Source organism: Sporosarcina sp. P17b, assembly GCF_002743115.1.
Classification (GTDB): domain Bacteria; phylum Bacillota; class Bacilli; order Bacillales_A; family Planococcaceae; genus Sporosarcina; species Sporosarcina ureae_C.
Genome location: NZ_PDYP01000028.1, coordinates 1 through 17929 on the forward strand (window position 1 = coordinate 1; position 17929 = coordinate 17929).

Annotated in this window: 16 protein-coding genes; 1 reads left to right on the top strand and 15 read right to left on the bottom strand. The window is 42.0% G+C overall.

Annotated features, from left to right (window positions below):
• The 12 genes from CSV76_RS17460 to CSV76_RS16630 form a co-directional block, all read right to left on the bottom strand.
• On the bottom strand, positions 1 to 236 hold a 236-nt coding region (locus CSV76_RS17460), incomplete at its 3' end, for a hypothetical protein (RefSeq protein WP_158232844.1).
• A gap of 104 nt (positions 237 to 340) precedes the next feature.
• The gene (locus CSV76_RS16580) at positions 341 to 2158 is read right to left on the bottom strand and encodes a cation:proton antiporter (RefSeq protein WP_085428301.1); all 1818 of its coding nucleotides are present in this window, start codon (positions 2156 to 2158) and stop codon (positions 341 to 343) included.
• Positions 2159 to 2457: 299 nt separating this feature from the next.
• Entirely contained in the window at positions 2458 to 4560 is a 2103-nt protein-coding gene (locus tag CSV76_RS16585) for a methyl-accepting chemotaxis protein (RefSeq protein ID WP_099626265.1), read from the bottom strand.
• Positions 4561 to 4705: 145 nt separating this feature from the next.
• Positions 4706 to 6301 carry a BCCT family transporter gene (locus CSV76_RS16590; RefSeq protein WP_099626266.1) on the bottom strand — a complete coding sequence of 532 codons (1596 nt, stop codon included), beginning with the start codon at positions 6299 to 6301 and terminating at the stop codon, positions 4706 to 4708.
• A gap of 75 nt (positions 6302 to 6376) precedes the next feature.
• The gene (locus CSV76_RS16595) at positions 6377 to 6820 is read right to left on the bottom strand and encodes a RidA family protein (protein ID WP_099626267.1); all 444 of its coding nucleotides are present in this window, start codon (positions 6818 to 6820) and stop codon (positions 6377 to 6379) included.
• Between the two features lie 16 nt (positions 6821 to 6836).
• A complete protein-coding gene (locus tag CSV76_RS16600) occupies positions 6837 to 7571 on the bottom strand; it encodes an IclR family transcriptional regulator (RefSeq protein ID WP_199170404.1) in 735 nt (244 codons plus the stop codon).
• A 78-nt stretch (positions 7572 to 7649) separates the two neighbouring features.
• Positions 7650 to 9122: an aldehyde dehydrogenase family protein gene (locus tag CSV76_RS16605; RefSeq protein ID WP_233204526.1), complete on the bottom strand. Its 1473-nt coding sequence runs from the start codon at positions 9120 to 9122 to the stop codon at positions 7650 to 7652.
• Positions 9123 to 9155: 33 nt separating this feature from the next.
• The gene (locus CSV76_RS16610) at positions 9156 to 9956 is read right to left on the bottom strand and encodes a DUF3726 domain-containing protein (RefSeq protein WP_099626269.1); all 801 of its coding nucleotides are present in this window, start codon (positions 9954 to 9956) and stop codon (positions 9156 to 9158) included.
• Entirely contained in the window at positions 9938 to 10960 is a 1023-nt protein-coding gene (locus CSV76_RS16615; RefSeq protein WP_099626270.1) for a membrane dipeptidase, read from the bottom strand. The genes CSV76_RS16610 and CSV76_RS16615 overlap by 19 nt, the downstream gene beginning before the upstream one ends.
• A complete protein-coding gene (locus tag CSV76_RS16620) occupies positions 10957 to 12675 on the bottom strand; it encodes a hypothetical protein (RefSeq protein ID WP_085428293.1) in 1719 nt (572 codons plus the stop codon). The genes CSV76_RS16615 and CSV76_RS16620 overlap by 4 nt, the downstream gene beginning before the upstream one ends.
• Positions 12676 to 12840: 165 nt before the next feature.
• Positions 12841 to 13962, bottom strand: a complete 1122-nt coding sequence (locus CSV76_RS16625) for a virulence factor (protein WP_085428292.1) — start codon at positions 13960 to 13962, stop codon at positions 12841 to 12843.
• A gap of 20 nt (positions 13963 to 13982) precedes the next feature.
• A complete protein-coding gene (locus CSV76_RS16630) occupies positions 13983 to 15863 on the bottom strand; it encodes an ABC-F family ATP-binding cassette domain-containing protein (protein WP_099626271.1) in 1881 nt (626 codons plus the stop codon).
• A gap of 222 nt (positions 15864 to 16085) precedes the next feature.
• On the opposite strand from CSV76_RS16630, the gene CSV76_RS16635 reads away from it, so the two are divergent.
• Positions 16086 to 16997 (top strand): methyl-accepting chemotaxis protein, encoded by a 912-nt coding sequence (locus CSV76_RS16635; protein WP_085428290.1) that lies wholly within the window; start codon positions 16086 to 16088, stop codon positions 16995 to 16997.
• Positions 16998 to 17217: 220 nt separating this feature from the next.
• Here CSV76_RS16635 and CSV76_RS17465 read toward each other — a convergent pair whose 3' ends face one another.
• The 3 genes from CSV76_RS17465 to CSV76_RS17475 form a co-directional block, all read right to left on the bottom strand.
• On the bottom strand, positions 17218 to 17355 hold the full coding sequence (locus CSV76_RS17465; RefSeq protein ID WP_158232845.1) for a hypothetical protein: 138 nt from the start codon (positions 17353 to 17355) through the stop codon (positions 17218 to 17220).
• A 97-nt stretch (positions 17356 to 17452) separates the two neighbouring features.
• On the bottom strand, positions 17453 to 17623 hold the full coding sequence (locus CSV76_RS17470) for a hypothetical protein (protein WP_158232846.1): 171 nt from the start codon (positions 17621 to 17623) through the stop codon (positions 17453 to 17455).
• Positions 17624 to 17745: 122 nt separating this feature from the next.
• On the bottom strand, positions 17746 to 17892 hold the full coding sequence (locus CSV76_RS17475; protein WP_158232847.1) for a hypothetical protein: 147 nt from the start codon (positions 17890 to 17892) through the stop codon (positions 17746 to 17748).
• Positions 17893 to 17929: the final 37 nt, after the last annotated feature.

Sequence of the window (17929 nt, forward strand, 5' to 3'; positions counted from 1 at the left end):
CCGCCTTCATTAAATAGTGTGTAAGTCAGTTCTGATTCTTCTTTTGCAAGAATAGGAACTAGTACCACCCAGTTACTGGTTTTATCTCCTATAAACCACAAACAAACTTGATAAGTACTTGGTAGCGCAGGCACAACTGCGGGGTAGGCCGTGGCCATGAGACAGCTAGCAGCCCCACCGCTAGTTGGCTCATGGCTGGAGGCAATCCCCCACGTGCCTGCGCGAGTCCAAAGCACGAGCCCTCACTACTTTCCATGCACAAGCCAATGTCGAGCAACGACCCTACCCCAATTAAAAAAGACTGCCAAAGTCAGAAACTCACTTTGACAGCCACATTTACTTATGAATTAGCTGGAACACCTTGCTTTAACTTCAACACCACCAACTGATCACCAGCATCCAACGAAATTTTCTTCTGAAGCGTAGCAAACACCAACGTCTCATTCTTCTTCTTCACAAACAACGCAGTCGCCGTCTCCGGAATAATCTCCTTAAACACTAAATCAGTATCCGTACCTTCCCACTCGAACAAACCAATTTCATAATCCGTATTAATCTTGCGGTTTAGCTCTGGGAACGTTGCGCCCTCTTCGAACAACAAATGAGCTTTCAGCGAAATCGGCAATGCCGACTTACTCATTGTATGATTGGAAACAGCCGTAAGGGAAAACGTATTGTTAAATCCAAACTCTGGCGCAAACGATTGTGTAATCAATGCGTTATAAGAGGCATCTCCAGTCATCGACAGAATCGTATCATACGGTGCCAAATCAATAGAGAATCTCGATCGTTCCGATAACATCTGACCCATGAACGTGTCAATTCCCGCTTCAATCGCGGGGCGTAAACGTCCTTGTGAAGGATCGACTATCAATACCGGGATATTCATTTCTTTTAATTGCATAGCTAATTGAATTGAAAAACTACTTGCGCCTACTATGAGCACGCCTGGCGGTTCATTACTTGCCAAGTTCAACTTTTTCGCTAGCGGTCCTAACGTAAATCCATGCGCAGTAACCGTAATAAACACGAGAGCAAAGGTCAACGCTGTCAGCAAAGTAGCTTCTTCATAACCATCTTCTGCAAGTGTCGAAGCGAAATAACCCGCAACAGTCAATGCGACAATTCCTCTAGGTGCAATCCAGCCAATGAGCAACTTCTCTCGCCAGACCAGTTCGGTACCAATCGTCGAAATCCATATCGATAATGGTCGAACAACAAACAGCATAACCAACACGAACCCTATAATCGGTAATGTAAATATCTGCGCAATCGTTTCTCTTGCGAGCGAAGCTGTTAATAAAATAAAGACTGTAGACGTCAACATGACGGACACATTTTCAACAAAATGACCGACGTTTCCAATAGATGAAACATAGCGCTTCGAGCGCCCCAAAACCAGCCCCATCACAGTTACGGCAAGCATACCCGTTTCGTGCATAATGACTTCTGCCATCGTAAAGCACAGCAACACAAATGCCAAAATGACGGGTGATTTCAAGTACTCAGGAAATTGACCTCTATTAGCCATGACGCTAATCAATAATCCCATTACTAACCCTAGAAGTGCAGCAAGTGCAGCACCACCAAAGAAGTTTAATAAGTAATTCATCGATAAATGATCATTCGTCAATACCTTGATCACTTCATATGCAAACAACGCAAGCAACGGACCAGCAGGATCTACGATAATCCCTTCCCACTTAAGTACGGCAGCGGTTCGCGCTTTTAACTTTGCATTGCGTAATAACGGAATAATGACGGTTGGACCCGTTACTACAAATAGGCCTCCAATGATGAACGACACTTCCCATGTTAATCCCGCAATATAATGTGCTGTAAAAGAACCTAAAATCCATGCTAAAAATGCACCCAATGTAACAACTCGGAAAACAGACTTCGAAATGTCCTTTATTTCCCGAAAGTCTAGATTGGAACTTCCTTCAAATAAAATAATAGCAACAGCTAGTGAAATGAGCGGACTATACAGCTCGTCCAAAGCCACTTCTGGATTTACCCACCCCATGATCGGACCTATTAATAAGCCTGCAATCGACATGATGAAAATAGATGGCCATTGGATTTTCCACGCTAGCCATTGCGAGAAAATACCGAGTGCTAAAATGGCTACAATGCTAATCAGTGCTGCTTCTTCCATTGATACACCCGCCTTCATAATGATCTTATTATTTGCTCAGTGTACCAAATGACGAGCAGTATGCATACTAGAATGACATTCTAGTTTATAAGTCTTCCGCTAACTGAATTAACCCGTCTGAAGAATGGACGCTAGTAGATTTAATTTCTTTTAACGTACAACTTGGCTCCAACTCCCTCACGCGGGATTAGTAAGTCTTTATTCTATTTTTACCTGTTTATTTACGATGCAAACCTTTTTGTAACTATATATATAAAAACAGAAGTGGACAATGCCACTTCTGTTTCTCACATTATTCATTAGGATAATTTAAATCGATCCACAACACTTCGTAATTCTCCTGCAATTTGGTTCATCTGATTCGTAGAGTCTGCCACATTTTCCAATTCACCTTGTTGCGCAGCAGCTGATGCACTCACTTGTTCAGATGACGCGGCCGTCTCCTCTGAAATAGCGGAAACATTTTGGATAGCTAAAATAGCTTCATCTTTGTATTCCATCATTTCAGCAAGCTTCTCGGATAGTTCCGTGATTGACTCGCGTATTTGATCGGTGATACTTGCATTTTGTACAAAAGATTCTTCCGTATCCGTAACAGACTGATTTTGACCATCCATTGATTTCATGTTTAGATCAATAACTTCAACCGTCTGACGTGATTCTGATAATATTTCTTTTACAGTTTCTTGAATTACCTCAGTTTCCCTGCGAGATTGTTCCGCTAGCTGACGCACTTCATTGGCAACCACTGCAAATCCTTTACCACTTTCACCCGCACGTGCTGCTTCAATGCTCGCATTGAGCGCTAGCAAATTCGTACTTGCCGTAATACCATGCAATGTTTGAATGACCTGATTAATAGATAATATCTTATTTGTCAGCGTCTGGATTTGAAGTTGTACTTTTTTATTCATTTCATTCGCTGCTGTATTATGATCACGCAGTTTTCTCACTTCCGACATTCCATTTTCCGAAGAATTAGATGCATCAGTAGACAATTGGTTCATCGTCATGAACATAGTATGGATGTGATCCATGCGGTCTGCCAAGTCTGAAATTCGTAGGCTTGTCACTTCTGTATCTTCAGATTGTTTTGATGCGCCTTGTGCAATTTCATCTGTCGCTACCGATACTTCTTGGTTCGCAGCTACTAGCTCTTCAAAAGCATGTGTCACTTGCGATGATGAGTCACTTAATTGAACCGAAGACTGTTGAACTGTTTGCAAGGCTGCATTAGTCTGGCGCAGCATATCATTATAAGCGAGTGATACTAATCCTATCTCATCGCGATGTAGATTCTGTTCATCTACCATCATAGTTAAGTCTCCTGCAGCAGCTGTTTCCATTGATTTCTGCAACGTTTTTAAAGGTCTTAATTGGCGGTAAATAAATCCTGTCGATGCGATTGACATCATCAAAACAATCACAATAGCTGAGATAATTGTAATCCATAAGATGGTATTGAATGTGTCTAGAATAACCGATCTTGGTGTCACGGTCTGCACTGTCCACTTTTCATTAATATCTCGTAAGTTGATAGGTGCAAAAGCATTAAATGATTCTTCTCCTAAACTTTGGGAGTCTACATAAGTACTTGTCAGTTCGCCTTTATCGAGTACGACTTTAGCAGAGTTCCAATCAATCGCATCTGCCATATTGGTATCGTTCAATTCAGGCTTCAGGCTGTTTGCCGTAATAAAACCAGCATCGGTAATAATAGAAGCATAACCGCCTTCTGGTTTAATTGTTTTTACTACATCCATCAAGAAATCAATTGATAGGTCAGTAGTCAACAAACCAAAATAATTTCCTGACGCATCTATCAACGGGACGGAAATAGTAGTCATGAGAATGGTTTGACCGTTCGTTTCATATGCATATGGTTCAGTCAAAATGGAGCGCGCTTCATTTTTCGGAACGGTATACCAGCTATTCGCTGCGGGATCATCCATTCCACTTAATGGTTCAACTTCAGTCGCATTGTCTTTCTTAAAGATATAAGGAATGAATTGCTGATTTTCATCAAGAAGATTTTTGGGTATAACTTCCCCTTCAGAAAATGCAGATTGGTTAACTACAGCTGCCATACCTGTTGCGTCATCATTCTTCTGTAAATTGTTCTTAATGATTCGAATGATTTCATTGGGATGCATATCACCTGTTGCTTGTAATGTTTCTAGTATGTGACTAGTTGTACGTAGCATTTCATTCGTTTCTTTTAATTTCACACTCAGTACGAGTGAACTTTTGTTTGCACTTTCTAATGCAAATTCCTCGGCATCTTTAATACTTTGCTTATGTAACATGACACTTGTAACGACTGAGTATACTAAAAACAGTAATAAGAATAATGCGATAATTAATCCTGAGAGTTTCATCGCAATACTTGCGGACTTCTTCACTTTATTGGCCCTCCTAGTAAATTATGAGTAGATCACTAGTATACCTTTAGTCCTTACTAAATGTATACTGTTTTAGATGAATGTCACATAAAAAAAACCTTGCCTAGTAGACAAGGTAAATTTCAGACTATTACGGGTCTTCCGTTTAGTTTATTTCGTCGTGAACTGTATCGTATTTCTTATTCTTTATAGCTTTGACTTCTATACTTTCCACTGTCGTTTCCTCTCCAAATTGTTCTGCGTACAGCAGCTTAGCAGCTTTTGGAGCAGCCCAAAATGTCGGTAATAGTAAGAGTGAGACCGGTATGGCAGTCACTACAATAAATGATTGAATTGCCTCGACTCCGCCTTCACTGATCATTAATAGTACGCTCGCAACCGCACCCATGATGACCGCCCAAAATATGCGCATAGTTTTAGGCGGATGTCCGTCCCCCGTAATCGCAACGGATATCGTATACGCCATGGAATCCCCTGTTGTGACAACGAATAATATGGTTACAAGGAGAAATAATGGTCCAATTATCATATTTAAAGGCAGTTGCTCGGTAATGGCTATCATCGCCGCAGGCATACCCGAAGTATTTAGCGCTTCTGATATTACGCCAGGCTGTGCCAGTTCATAAAATATGCCTGCACCTCCGACAGTGGTGAACCAAAATGCAGTAACAATTGGTGCCGTAATAGATACAGCTAATACTAACTCGCGAATTGTACGTCCGCGTGTAATCGTAGCGATAAAGATCGCCATCATCGGTCCATAACCGAGGAACCAGCCCCAGAAAAAGATTGTCCATGATCCAAGCCAACTAGAATCCCCCCGGAATGTAGCCATGCCAAAGAATTCTTGTAGATGGATACCCGATGATGAAATGAACGTATTGATAATAAATCCGCCTGGTCCCAAAATCAGAATAGCAACCATTAATATCAATGTAATGATTACATTTAAATTACTCAGGAATTGAATTCCTTTGCGTAATCCCGTTACAGCTGAAACAGTAGCAATGGCTACGACGCCGATAATGATAAGAATCTGTGTCATTAGCGTATTGGGTACACCAAATAAAGCTTCCATTCCATAAGCCGCTTGCAGACCAAGAAATCCAATTGGTCCAATTGTACCGGCAGCTACTGCAATGATGGAAAACGCATCAATAGTAGTTCCTAAGACACTTTTACGCATGATCTTTTCACCGAGGATTGGATAAAGCAATGTACGCGGCTTTAACGGCATACCTTTAGAATAATGAGCATACATGAGTACTATTGTCCCTAACGTACCAAGTATTGACCATGCAAGGAACCCCCAATGCAAATACGATTGAGCGAATGCTGGGATAATAGCACTTTCCGTTCCGGATACTGCTTCCGTGAATAGTGGAGGTCGATCTAAAAAGTGATACATCGGCTCTGCAGCGGCCCAAAAAACGCCACCCCCTGCAAGCAACGTCGTCATAATCATCGCTAGCCATTTGAAATAACCGATTTCCGGCTTATTCATTCCACCCAAGCGTATCTTCCCGTACTTTGAGAATGCCAGAAATAGCGCGATAAAAAATGTACCCATTAATAATATTTGCCAAAACGCTCCAAAATATTTTACAGCGAATGCAAATGTCCAATCTACCATATTTGCCACGAAATCCAAGTTAATGAATGATGCCACGACAAAAGCTACAAGCAATCCGCCGCTGATAAATAATACGGGACGATCCGTTTTTGATTCATACTTATTCAAAGTCTTGCCTCCTCTAAGTTGCGATTACTTGTAACCGCTTACTTTATGTATAGCGGAGAAGTTTTCTCCACTTTATTATTTCACTTCCACAATAACATCGATTTCAACAGCAGCGCCACGTGGCAACATCATACCTACTGCAGTGCGTGCGTGTGCGCCTACATCTTCACCGAACACCTCAACGAGTAAATCCGAAGCACCGTTCATAACTTTTGCTTGTCCAGTAAAATCGAATGCAGTGTTGATCATGCCAAGCAATTTAACGAACTTTGTCACGTTCGACAGCTCGCCAACTTCTTCTTTAATCGTTGAAAGTGCGAAAAGAATAGCTTGTCTTGATGCCGCATAACCTTCTTCAATTGTCAGTGTATCGCCTACTTTGCCGATCACATCATATGATAGTGAACCAGATAGAAATAATAGATTACCTGAGCGTACACAAGATATGTAATTTCCACCTTTTGCACGTTTTTCAGGTAGTTCCAATCCTAGTTCTTGTAATTTGTCTTCTGGTCTCATTTGTATCCCATCCTTTTCATAATGCATTCGTTATTTTTTCTGTGGCAGCAAGCAATGTGGCTATATGCGGTTCCATCGTTTTGCGATTCCATCTAAACATCGGCCCTGAAACAGATAAAGCACCAATCACACGATTTTGCTTATCAAAAACTGGTGCCGACAACGCAGCAACATTTGTATTGATTTCTTCTTCATTCGTTGAATAGCCTTGATTTCTAACTTCTTCTAAAATCTGTTCTAGCTCATTTCTTTCCTCCACGCGCAGCGAAGCTAGTAATCTGTCCTGTAATTCAGGTGGCTGGAAAGCGAGAATAGCCCGTCCACTTGCACCTATATGAATCGGCAATCGTTTTCCGATTCCAACCGTGCGTCTGATTTCTTGCTGACTTTCATATTCCAGTACACAAATACGCATTTGCCCTGTAGGCATATAAAAACCAACTGTCTCTCCAGTATCATCTCGCAATGACATAAGCCATGGTTCAACGACGGGTGCAATAGGCATTTCCGTCAAAATTTTATTGGCATAATCCAAAAAGATTGTACCTAATGAATATAGTTTTGAACGGGGATCCTGAAATACCATACCTTCTAGTTTCAATGTTGTAAGCAAGCGATGCACGATTGTTGTCGATAAACCAAGACCTTTGCTTATATCACTGACACCTTGTGGACCCGATACATCGTTCAAATAGTTGATCACAGATATCGCACGCACTACTGTGGACGATACTTCCGGTGTCTTAGTCATTTTCATGAACTCCTTTTACGCTTTGAATAGAAAAAAAGAGGAATGAATGCTCTATTCCTCTTTTTGGTCTACCCTTACTTAGTTGCTGTTAATATAACGTGTTTTGTTCTGGCAATAGAATTCAACCGCTTCACTGCCGAGTTCTTTGTAAGTTCCAGTACTTGATTGCTTATATCCACCAAATGGTGCCTGGAAGAACGTACCTGTCGTTGTCATGTTGACTTTAACAATACCTGCTTGAATTTCATTCAATGCACGGTTCATATATGTCAAGTTGCGTGTGCAGATCGCTGCAGACAGGCCGAATGCTACGTCGTTTGCTACTTCAATCGCTTCGTCAATCGACTCGATTTCGATGATGCTGATAACAGGACCGAATACTTCTTCCTGTGCAATCGTCATTTCCGTCTTCACACCACCAATTACTGTCGGTTCCACGAAATACCCTTTATCCGAACCTTCGAATTCAGGAATACCGCCACCGGTCAAGATTTCTCCGCCTTCAGCTTTCGCTTTTTCGATTAAATCAAGTGTTGATTGACGCTCTCCGTCACTAACTTGAGGTCCCATTGTTACCCCTTCGTCCATGCCGTTACCGATCTTAATTTTCTTAGAAGCTTCCACTAGCTTATCCGTGAACTCTTGACGAATATCTTTGTGCACGAGTACGCGGCTAGTTGCTGTACATGCTTGACCTGTTTGACCGTATCCACCTGCTACTGCAAGTTGAACAGCTGCATCCACGTCTGCGTCTTCCATGACGAGCAATGGGTTCTTACCACCCATTTCAAGCAATACACGCTTCATATCTTTTGCTGCTTCTTTATAAATTAAGTTACCTACACGATTTGATCCTGTGAATGTAATGGCTTTTACTGCAGGATGATTGATCATTTCTGTTACTAGACGACCCGGTCCTACTAATTGGTTAACAACACCAGCAGGAACGCCAGCTCTTTCAACGATTTCGATGAACTTCTGTGCTGTCAATGGTGTTTCAGATGAAGCTTTCAACACGACTGTGTTACCGCTTAGGATAGCAGGTGCGATTTTCCAAGCTGGAATTGACAATGGGAAGTTCCAAGGTGTAACAACTAATACGACACCTAGTGCTTCTTTATGCAATTCGATTTGAACGCCCGGTACGTCTGATTCAACGATACGTCCTGTCATGCGACGACCTTCTCCTGCGTAGAACTTCACGATACCTGCTGCATAGTTTACTTCCTTAAATGCATCAGCATATGTCTTTCCTTCTTCTTGAACGATAACGCGTGCGATTTCATCTGCTTCTGCTTCCATGATTGCTGCAATTTTGTATAGATATTCGCCTCTTGCAGGAGATGGTGTTTTGCTCCATTCAGGGAATGCTTTTGCTGCCGCATCGATAGCTTCTTGCGCATCGTCAGCATTGGATTGCTTAACTTTTACAACAAGCTCGTCTTTATTCGCAGGGTTTCTGATTTCCAACATATCTGTACCAGAAGTTTCTACCCATTCACCGTTAATATAGTTCTTCAATACCTTCACATCATTTGTAACTGTCATCATGTATACTCTCCTCCAGCTAATAAATTTAGTTCGTTATGCCATTTCTCCTGCGCCGCGTTCACGCGATTGATCAGTAGATTCCACTAACATACGCTTGCCTGTCTCGTTCAAGTCTAACCATAATTCTCGGCTAACTTCCGTTCCAAACTGCCAAGATGATTCCCATCTCTGTTCGAAATCGTCTGTCGTTGTTAAAATATATTTCGTGTCTATTGTGTTCTCGAACCGATCTATTATCTTGTCGACTTCATCGACCTTTGTCGTACCGAACATACAGAACCTCGTTGTAACGGAAGGTAACTTCAGTTTCTTATCACCTGTCAGTCCCAATTCTTTATTTATACCTTCAATAATATCTTCATTGTCACGCTTGTGAATCATAATCGGATAAATGGAATTGGGTGATGAAATAATCAATGATGAATGACTTGGCTTCTTATACAAAATGATACTCGCATGTCCTTTTCGCGAGATATACATCGCTTGTTGCGCGAGAACACGTGATGGTCGTGTATCACGTACACAGACCGCTACTGACGGCTGTTCCTCTAAGCGTGCAATTAAATAATCAGCGCATGCTTTTCCAAGCAACATACCGCTTTGCTTTCCACCATCGATCACCGTTACGCTATCAGATTCATTCAGTATTTCGATTTCTTCGATTTCACCTTGCAAAGCCGGTAATTCATCCCAAAGTTGCTGTAAACCATACAATCCTAGGAACTCCGCATTTGCTACGGTTTCGGCTCCTTCTTCCGCATACCCATAAGGAACTCCGAGAGCCTGGAAGATCTTTTTGCAGTGAGTATATAATTCTAAGTGAGAGACACGCATTTCGCCAACTCCTTCTCAGACTTGAACCCTTCCGTAAAGAACCGGTGCCAGTTGCCGCCCATAATTTTGGAGATTTCTTCATGTGTCATACCACGGGCTTGCAAACCATTTGCGATATTTGGGAAATCGTCAGGTGTCTGGAACCACTCCGGCCATTCCGGCCATCCTGGACTTTCTTTCGATCCTGCACCGTAATCGATTTCATGTGTCCAGCGTCCCATACGCATCCACGCAAGAAAATCTATGGACATATTATGCGTCAAATCAGTTCCGATTCCTACATGGTCGATTCCCATAAAATCAGCTGTACGTGCAATCATATCGCAGAACTCTTCTAATTTCGTATCCGCTCCGTTGATTAAATGAGGATATGCACAAACTCCAAGCACTCCTTTATTATCACGTAAAGCCGTAAGAATTTCTTCTGACTTGTTACGTTTCGATGGATAGATCCAATCTGGATTAGCGTGTGTAATGGCTACGGGACGACTTGAAAGCGCTAATGTATCAAGGGATGTCTTCGTTCCAACATGCGACAAGTCAATAACCATACCTACACGGTTCATTTCCTTGATGACATTTTTACCGAATCGTGAAAGACCCGGATCCGTTTCTTCATAGCAGCTACTGCCGATCAAGTTTTGGTTATTATACGTCAGTTGCATAATCTTAACGCCCATTTCATTGAATACAGATACGAGTCCTAGCTCGTCTTCTAAAGCGGATGTATTTTGTGCACCCAACATGATTCCGAGTTTACCACTACGTTTTGCTTCATCAATGTCGGCTCCCATTTTCACCGGTAGGATTAAATCGTCATTCTCTTTAAAAAAGCGATGCCATTCCGCTACTTTTGTCAACGTTTCACGAGCGTTTTCCCATAGTCCAACGCAAGCATGAACAGCCGTTACGCCACCTTTTTGCAACATGATAACAAAATCTCGGTCCCATTTACTTAATTCTAAAGCATCTATTACAATCATATCTCTCATATCAACAGTCATTTGATCTCCTCAACTTTCGGTAATAGTGGATAGAACCAATCATCTTCGAATGTAGTAGTTCCGATTTCTTCAACTAGCGGTGCTCCTTGGAATAGCGTAATCCGTACCCAACGATTGGACTTCGGATCATAACGTTCTGCACCATATATCGCTAGTTTGCAGCGCAATAGATATACCGGAAGTAAATCTTTTCCTGTCAGATTCGCTTGTATCTCACCATACTCCAGACCGTCTAACGATTGGATTCTTCTAACGATCCCTCTTAGCTCCGGCTTTTTCAGTAAGAACGCAGCTACTTTCAGATCATCATCACAGACCTCTATTTCCGTAGCTAGTTGCTGTACTTGTTCTGCAATATTCATCGGCATGTACAATTCATCACCCGGATCAACTCCACGTTCTCCGATACGCGGCTCTTCCTTTTCAGCAGAACGGTACCAGAAATAATGTCTTGATTCTGGTTTTGTGAAATCGTACTGGAACGCCCACTGATATTGTTTTCGAATAATTTCACGCAATGAACCAATAGACATTTCGGGTATCAAATGAAGACCGTCGTCCGCGTTGGTCTGATGCTCTAAGTCGACGATTACTTCTGGATAGAGATCAATCAGTTCTGAGTTAAGCAATTCCTGTGCTTCCATAGTGTAGTTCGCTTGTACTTTTTCCGTTAACTCCAACCACAGTCTGCCTACTTCATGATTAGAATTTTCTATAGTGTTACAAACGTCTTCTACTAACTTGGAAATTTCTCCGGTTTCTGTTGCCAAGTCCCTCGGATTTTTAAATACTTCCATATTCGGAATTGGAGCGTCTTCAAAGAATGTATGAACTTGTTGTAGTTTCGCAATTAAGCGCTTGCAATCTTCTGCAGTTGGCTTCATTTTCTTAGCACGAGCCAATGCTACTTCACGAATCCACATCCACTGATGTAGAAGTTTTGGATGGGAGATCAAGTAAGGTACCATTCCAAGTCCAGTTGCATTACCTGTACCGAATAGTTTTTTAATTTCAGGATGTAATGTAGCCGCTTGTGGATTATTTTTGCGCGCAATATGTTCAACCAGATCAAAACTGAAGTGGCGCAACATATAGACAGCAAACATTTGAGATAGATAGGCACCGCTAAACGTATGATTATCTTTCATATGTTCATAAGGTGCAATTCCGAACTTACCATTTCCATAGACTGCAGTTGTACGGAATAGATAGCCAATATCGTAAATGATTTCTGCATCAGGTTGCTTACCTTGAGATAGCGCTTCCACTACATGAGAAAAAACACGTTGGCTCTTATTCGCTCTCGACCATACAAGATCCGTGACATCTCCTCGGCCCATTTCCTGTTTCGGAAGTTCTTGTTTCATTCGTTTCAATTTTTTATCGGAAATCGCTCCATCGCAAAGTGCAAATGTAACATCCCATCTTTCAGAAATGACTCGATCACTCCGAGTTTCTTCACTGATCTCACGGGATAATGCGACAAATGTATACTGTCCTTGTGGGGTAGTAATACTATAAAGCGCTTCACCGTAACCTTCATCGTTTATATCAAAAGTCGTTTGCTCAATTTCCCAAGCTTCACGCATCATTTTACGAACTAAAATGCGCAAAAAGCTGAGACTTGTTGAGCGCATTACGCCAAGTCGTTGGATGTCCATTACTTCAGATGCCGGTCTTAGCGCATCTGTGTTTTCAATAGCTAATTTAAACATGTAAAACCCTCCATTCTTCTACTCCCACAAAATATATACTTTCACGATTATCGGAATGCCTTTCCGAATATCTATCTCTATCATAAACCCGTTTGAATTCTCTGTCAACAATTCTATAAAAAAGTCCATGAAGATTCATAATGAATCTTCATGGACTAGAATAGTTTATTTAGTTCTTTCGGTCATTTGGCGCCAGATTGAACCTTTTGCCTCTTCACCTTCTTCAATTCTTGCGATCGCCATACGTACTTGCAGTTTCACTTCAAACTCGTTATCGTTTTCTGCTTCATGCAGTGCCGGTAAGGCTTGCTCTGTTCCGGATTCATACAAGAACATAGCTGCACGCCAACGGACCAACTTGTTTTTATCTTGTAACAGACGGATAGCCGCAGCTTCGAACCCAACATAGCCAAGGTCGCTCATGCAGTCTGCAGCTGTACGGCGAACCGCCCAACTTTTGTCTTCCAGTGCTTTTTCGATATACGGAATGACTGATTCGTCTTCGATCATACCAAGATACACTGTAGCGAGTCTGCGTATAGACATTTTCTCGTCTTTCAGCGCCATCATCAATACTGGATAGTCTGACTCGTCTGGATCCGGCATTTGATCAAGCAATCGGAAGCGTGTTTCCCATTCCGGAACGATAAATTCCGATACTGTCACTTTCTTTCCACGAGTTATGGTTTCCTCGTCTGCCTTTTCCGCTTTCATAACGAGCTCATGCAATCGCGTTTCAGGGTATGCAGCTTCAAGTTCTAAAACCACTTGCTCGCCTACTTCTTGCAATTCTCCATAACGGATTCCGTAATCTGCCCATTTTCGAAGTAAGATATAGTTTTCTACCTCGGAATGGTGAACACTTTCCATTGCTTGAATGAAACGTTCACTTAATCCAAATCTAGATTCCTCATCACTATTGAATACTTTCACTTGCAATGGAATCTCTTTATATGTCTGTACATGCACATAGACTTCCCCGAAGTGCTCATCTATCTGTTGCTCTTCGGCTTGCGTTGTCGTTTCGCCGCCTTCATTTAAAACAGAACGCACTTCGGCAAGAATGGATTCCCACGCAACATTTCCAATTCGCTCTACTGCCATAAAGTCTAATACATGATAGATTCCTTTAATTCCTTGTATAGCCAAAAGAGAACGAATCGGCTCAGGTGCCTGAGCTTCATCTTTCTTCTTATAGTTATGGCTAGTTCCATCAGGTAAAGGGGTATCTAAAACAATTTTCATGGAATTTGGACTTGGTGTCGGTTCAATCGATTTGATTTTCAAGAAAATCTCCTCCAATGTAATTATTCAACTAACTCCTGCAAATAAGACCAACGCTCGACTAATTCTTCGTATTGCTGATTCAGGGTGGTCAGCTGTTCATCAAGTTGACGAAGCTGATCATAATCTGAACCCGTAATCGTCATCTGCTGTTCTGTTTCTGCTATTTTTTCTTCTAACTTTTCTATATCTGACTCAATAGTTTCGAACTGCTTCTTTTCAGCGTATGTCATTTTCTTTTTAGGCTCTTTAACTTCTGGAGTCGGAACAGCTACCGCAACTTTAGCTTGTGGCTTCACGTCTTTTGTATTCTTTTCATCGAGGTAGTCTGAATACAAACCTAGACGCACATCGATTTCACCTGAGCCGTCTAAAATCCATAACTTACGCGAGATCCGATCCAAGAAGAAACGGTCGTGGGAAATCGTAACGACAACTCCAGCGAACGTATCAATGAATGACTCCAAAACGGAAAGTGTTTCGAGATCTAAGTCATTCGTCGGCTCATCCAGCAGTAAAACGTTCGGCTGTTCCATTAATAACTTCAATAAATAGAGACGTTTACGTTCCCCACCTGATAATTTACCAATTGGCGTTCCGTGTGCAGAGGAAGGGAATAAGAATCTTTCCAACATTTGCGTCGCAGACAACCGCTCACCGTCACCTGATTCAATATCATTGGACGTCTCACGAATATACTCAATAATCCGCTGATTTTCCTTCATTGGTGGCAAATGCTGATGGAAATGAGCAATCTTTACGGTAGAGCCTTTATCGACTTCTCCAGTGTCCGGCGTAGTCGTTCCATCCAGCATCTGAAGAAGTGTCGTCTTCCCTACGCCATTCGGTCCGATAATCGCAATACGTTCTTTTGCTTGTAGAATAGCAGAAAAACCATTCAAAATAACTTTATCGTCAAATCGTTTCGTAATATTATTGATTTCCAACACTTTTTTACCAAGACGTGTCGTTTGTAAATCCATTTCAAAGTCGAGTGACTCATCGGTCTGCTTTACTTTCGCTTGAAGATCATCAAAGCGATCAATTCGCGCTTTCTGTTTCGTTGAACGCGCTTTAGCACCGCGTCGAATCCATTTCAATTCACTGCGGTAGCGATTACGGTCTTTCTGATCCGAAGCGGCTGACATCTCTTCACGCAGTGCTTTCGACTCCAAATAATCTGCATAATTCCCAGTATGCGAATAAAGAGTTTTATCGGCTAATTCGTAAATATGCGTAGCGACTTGATCCAAGAAGTATCGATCATGTGTAACAAATAATACTGCTCCTTGAACATTTTGCAAGAAGTCTTGCAACCACTGAATCGATGCAACATCCAGATGGTTCGTAGGCTCATCCAGTAACAATAAATCTGCTGGTTCGATTAATACTTTAGCGAGGGCGACACGCTTCAGTTGACCACCTGATAATTCGCCCATCTTCTTATCGAATGTCTCGATCCCTAGCTTCATTAATATAGTGCGGGCCAATGCATTTAAATCCCAACCACCCGATGCATCCATTTCATTTTGATAGAATGAGTAACGTTCCTGGTACTCTTCATTTGAAGAATCTTCGGTAAGTAGTTGTAAAGCATTTTCGTAATTAAGATTTGTACGAATAACTGGTGCATCGCTTTCAAATACCGCTTCCATTACCGTTAAGTCCGGATTGACAATCGGTTCTTGAGGCAAAAAGGCTACACGGAATTTATTCGGATGATCCATAGTGATCGTATCCGCACTTCCCTGTCCAGCAAGTATAGATAACAACGTAGATTTCCCCGTACCGTTAATACCAATTAAACCTATCTTGTCTCCACTTTTCAAATTAAACTCCACATCTTTAAAAAGCGTTTTTTCTCCAACTGTTTTAGTTAATTTCTCTATTACTAAATGACTCATCGTCGCACATCCAATCTTCAAATTGCTTCTGTTCTTAGTATAGCCGAAATTCCGGCAAGTTGAAAACATGCACACCTTGATTTATTACTTGTCAGTAGGAATTTCGAATTACAGACATACTTTCAAAATATATTTTTACAGTCTATGCCATTTCATTAGACTCTATGGTTTAATAGATGAAAGAGCTTTCATTAAATTAATAAGTCTAAAGGAGTTGTATTCATGGTACAAACTACCGAACATCAAGTAACCGATATGTTAGTCGTACAAGCACTAGAAGACAATTTGGCCATCATTCGTTTTGATATGAATCGTCGTATCGCCTATGTAAATAAAAACTTTGCTCATACGATCGGCTACGAGCCAGAAGAAATGATTGGAATGAAGCATGAAAAGCTCTGTTTCGATAGTTTCCTTGAAAGTAACGCATACGAAAAACAATGGCAAAATTTCAATAAAGGCATTAGCTACCAAGGCAAAATTGAACGTAAACGTAAAGATGGTTCTGCAGTATCGCTTGAAGCGACATATATGCCTATTTTTGATGATAAGCATAAAAAAGTGATCGGGGTCACAAAAATCGCGACGGACATTACAGAACGACAAAATGCCATCGTTGAAGTCGTCAATGAGATGCATAAAATGGCAGAAGACCTCACTCAACAAGCAAATGCTGGAATGAATCGAAGTACGGAATTATTGACCATGATCGAGCGGATAGCCGCTGTTTCTGAACAGAACACGAGTTCATTACAAAATCTAGAAGTTCACTCCCAAGATATTCAAGGCATCGTGACGACCATACGCGCGATCGCGAGCCAAACGAATTTATTGGCTTTGAATGCGGCGATTGAAGCGGCACGAGCCGGAGAATATGGACGTGGGTTTGATGTGGTGGCAAAAGAAGTGCGTAAACTTTCAGGTAATGTACAGGATTCCATCGTCGAGGTGCGTAAAGGCATTGAAACGATCACGGAGGATATTGGTGTGATTTCACAAGGTACTTCATTGGCGCAGCAAAATATTGTGCAGTGTCAGAATGAAATCGAAATTGCTATGAATGACTTCCGCTCAATTGCTTCGTCGGCTGCTGATTTGGAGAGCCAGTCGCAGGAAGTGGGACGGATTATCTAATCAAAAAAGAGCTATCTCTTGGAAGTTGATACTTCTAAGGGATAGTTCTTTTTGTGAGAGTTACGTTTGTTAGGGGTAAGTTAGTGAGGCGGGCAGTCGCCTAGGTTAGATTGTGTGTAGGGCAGTTCAGGTACTTGTTTTTCGAGTACATGGATAATTTGTTCGTACAAGTAAGTAGGATACAATGGTAGGTAGTTGTTTTTGCAATACCTTACTCTTCCTAGTTTTTTGCAGAGGTAGTAGTTTGAGTTGCAAAGTAAGTGGGGCGGTCATTGGCCCCACTTCGGCGGTGGTGGATGGCTTCCGCAATGAGCCAGACAGGAAGTGCGCCTGGCTGTCTCATTACTACGCCTACCACGTGCAGCCGCCTTCGTTAGATTGCGTGTAGGGCAGTTCAGGTACTTGGTTTTCGAGTACATGGGGAAGGTGTTCGTACAAGTAAGTAGGATACGAAGTTAGGTAGTTGTTTTGCGAACACTTTTCGCTTCCTTGTTTTGTGCAGAGGTAGTAGTTTGACTGGCTGTGTAAGTGGGGCGGTCATTGGCCTCACTTCGGCGGTGGTGGATGGCTTCCGCAATGAGCCAGACAGGAAGTGCGCCTGGCTGTCTCATTACTACGCCTACCACGTGCAGCCGCCTTCGTTAGATTATGTATAGGGCAGTTCAGATACTTGTTTTTCGAGTACACGGATTATTTGTTCGTACAGGTAAGTAGGATACGATGGTAGGTAGTTGTTTTTTGCAATACCTTACTCTTCCTTGTTTTGTGCATAGGTAGTAGTTTGACTGGCTATGTAAGTGGGGCGATCATTGGCCCTACTTCGGCGGTGGTGGATGGCTTCCGCAATGAGCCAGACAGGAAGTGCGCCTGGCTGTCTCATTACTACGCCTACCACGTGCAGCCGCCTTCGTTAGATTGGGGGGTAGGACAGA

Bases quoted from the DNA above. Each gene is read 5' to 3' on its own strand.
- CSV76_RS16580 (WP_085428301.1), bottom strand. From the start codon at position 2,158: ATGGAAGAAGCAGCACTGATTAGCATTGTAGCCATTTTAGCACTCGGT.
- CSV76_RS16595 (WP_099626267.1), bottom strand. From the start codon at position 6,820: ATGAGACCAGAAGACAAATTACAAGAACTAGGATTGGAACTACCTGAA.
- CSV76_RS16600 (WP_199170404.1), bottom strand. From the start codon at position 7,571: ATGACTAAGACACCGGAAGTATCGTCCACAGTAGTGCGTGCGATATCT.
- CSV76_RS16605 (WP_233204526.1), bottom strand. From the start codon at position 9,122: ATGATGACAGTTACAAATGATGTGAAGGTATTGAAGAACTATATTAAC.
- CSV76_RS16610 (WP_099626269.1), bottom strand. From the start codon at position 9,956: ATGCGTGTCTCTCACTTAGAATTATATACTCACTGCAAAAAGATCTTC.
- CSV76_RS16615 (WP_099626270.1), bottom strand. From the start codon at position 10,960: ATGACTGTTGATATGAGAGATATGATTGTAATAGATGCTTTAGAATTA.
- CSV76_RS16620 (WP_085428293.1), bottom strand. From the start codon at position 12,675: ATGTTTAAATTAGCTATTGAAAACACAGATGCGCTAAGACCGGCATCT.
- CSV76_RS16630 (WP_099626271.1), bottom strand. From the start codon at position 15,863: ATGAGTCATTTAGTAATAGAGAAATTAACTAAAACAGTTGGAGAAAAA.
- CSV76_RS16635 (WP_085428290.1), top strand. From the start codon at position 16,086: ATGGTACAAACTACCGAACATCAAGTAACCGATATGTTAGTCGTACAA.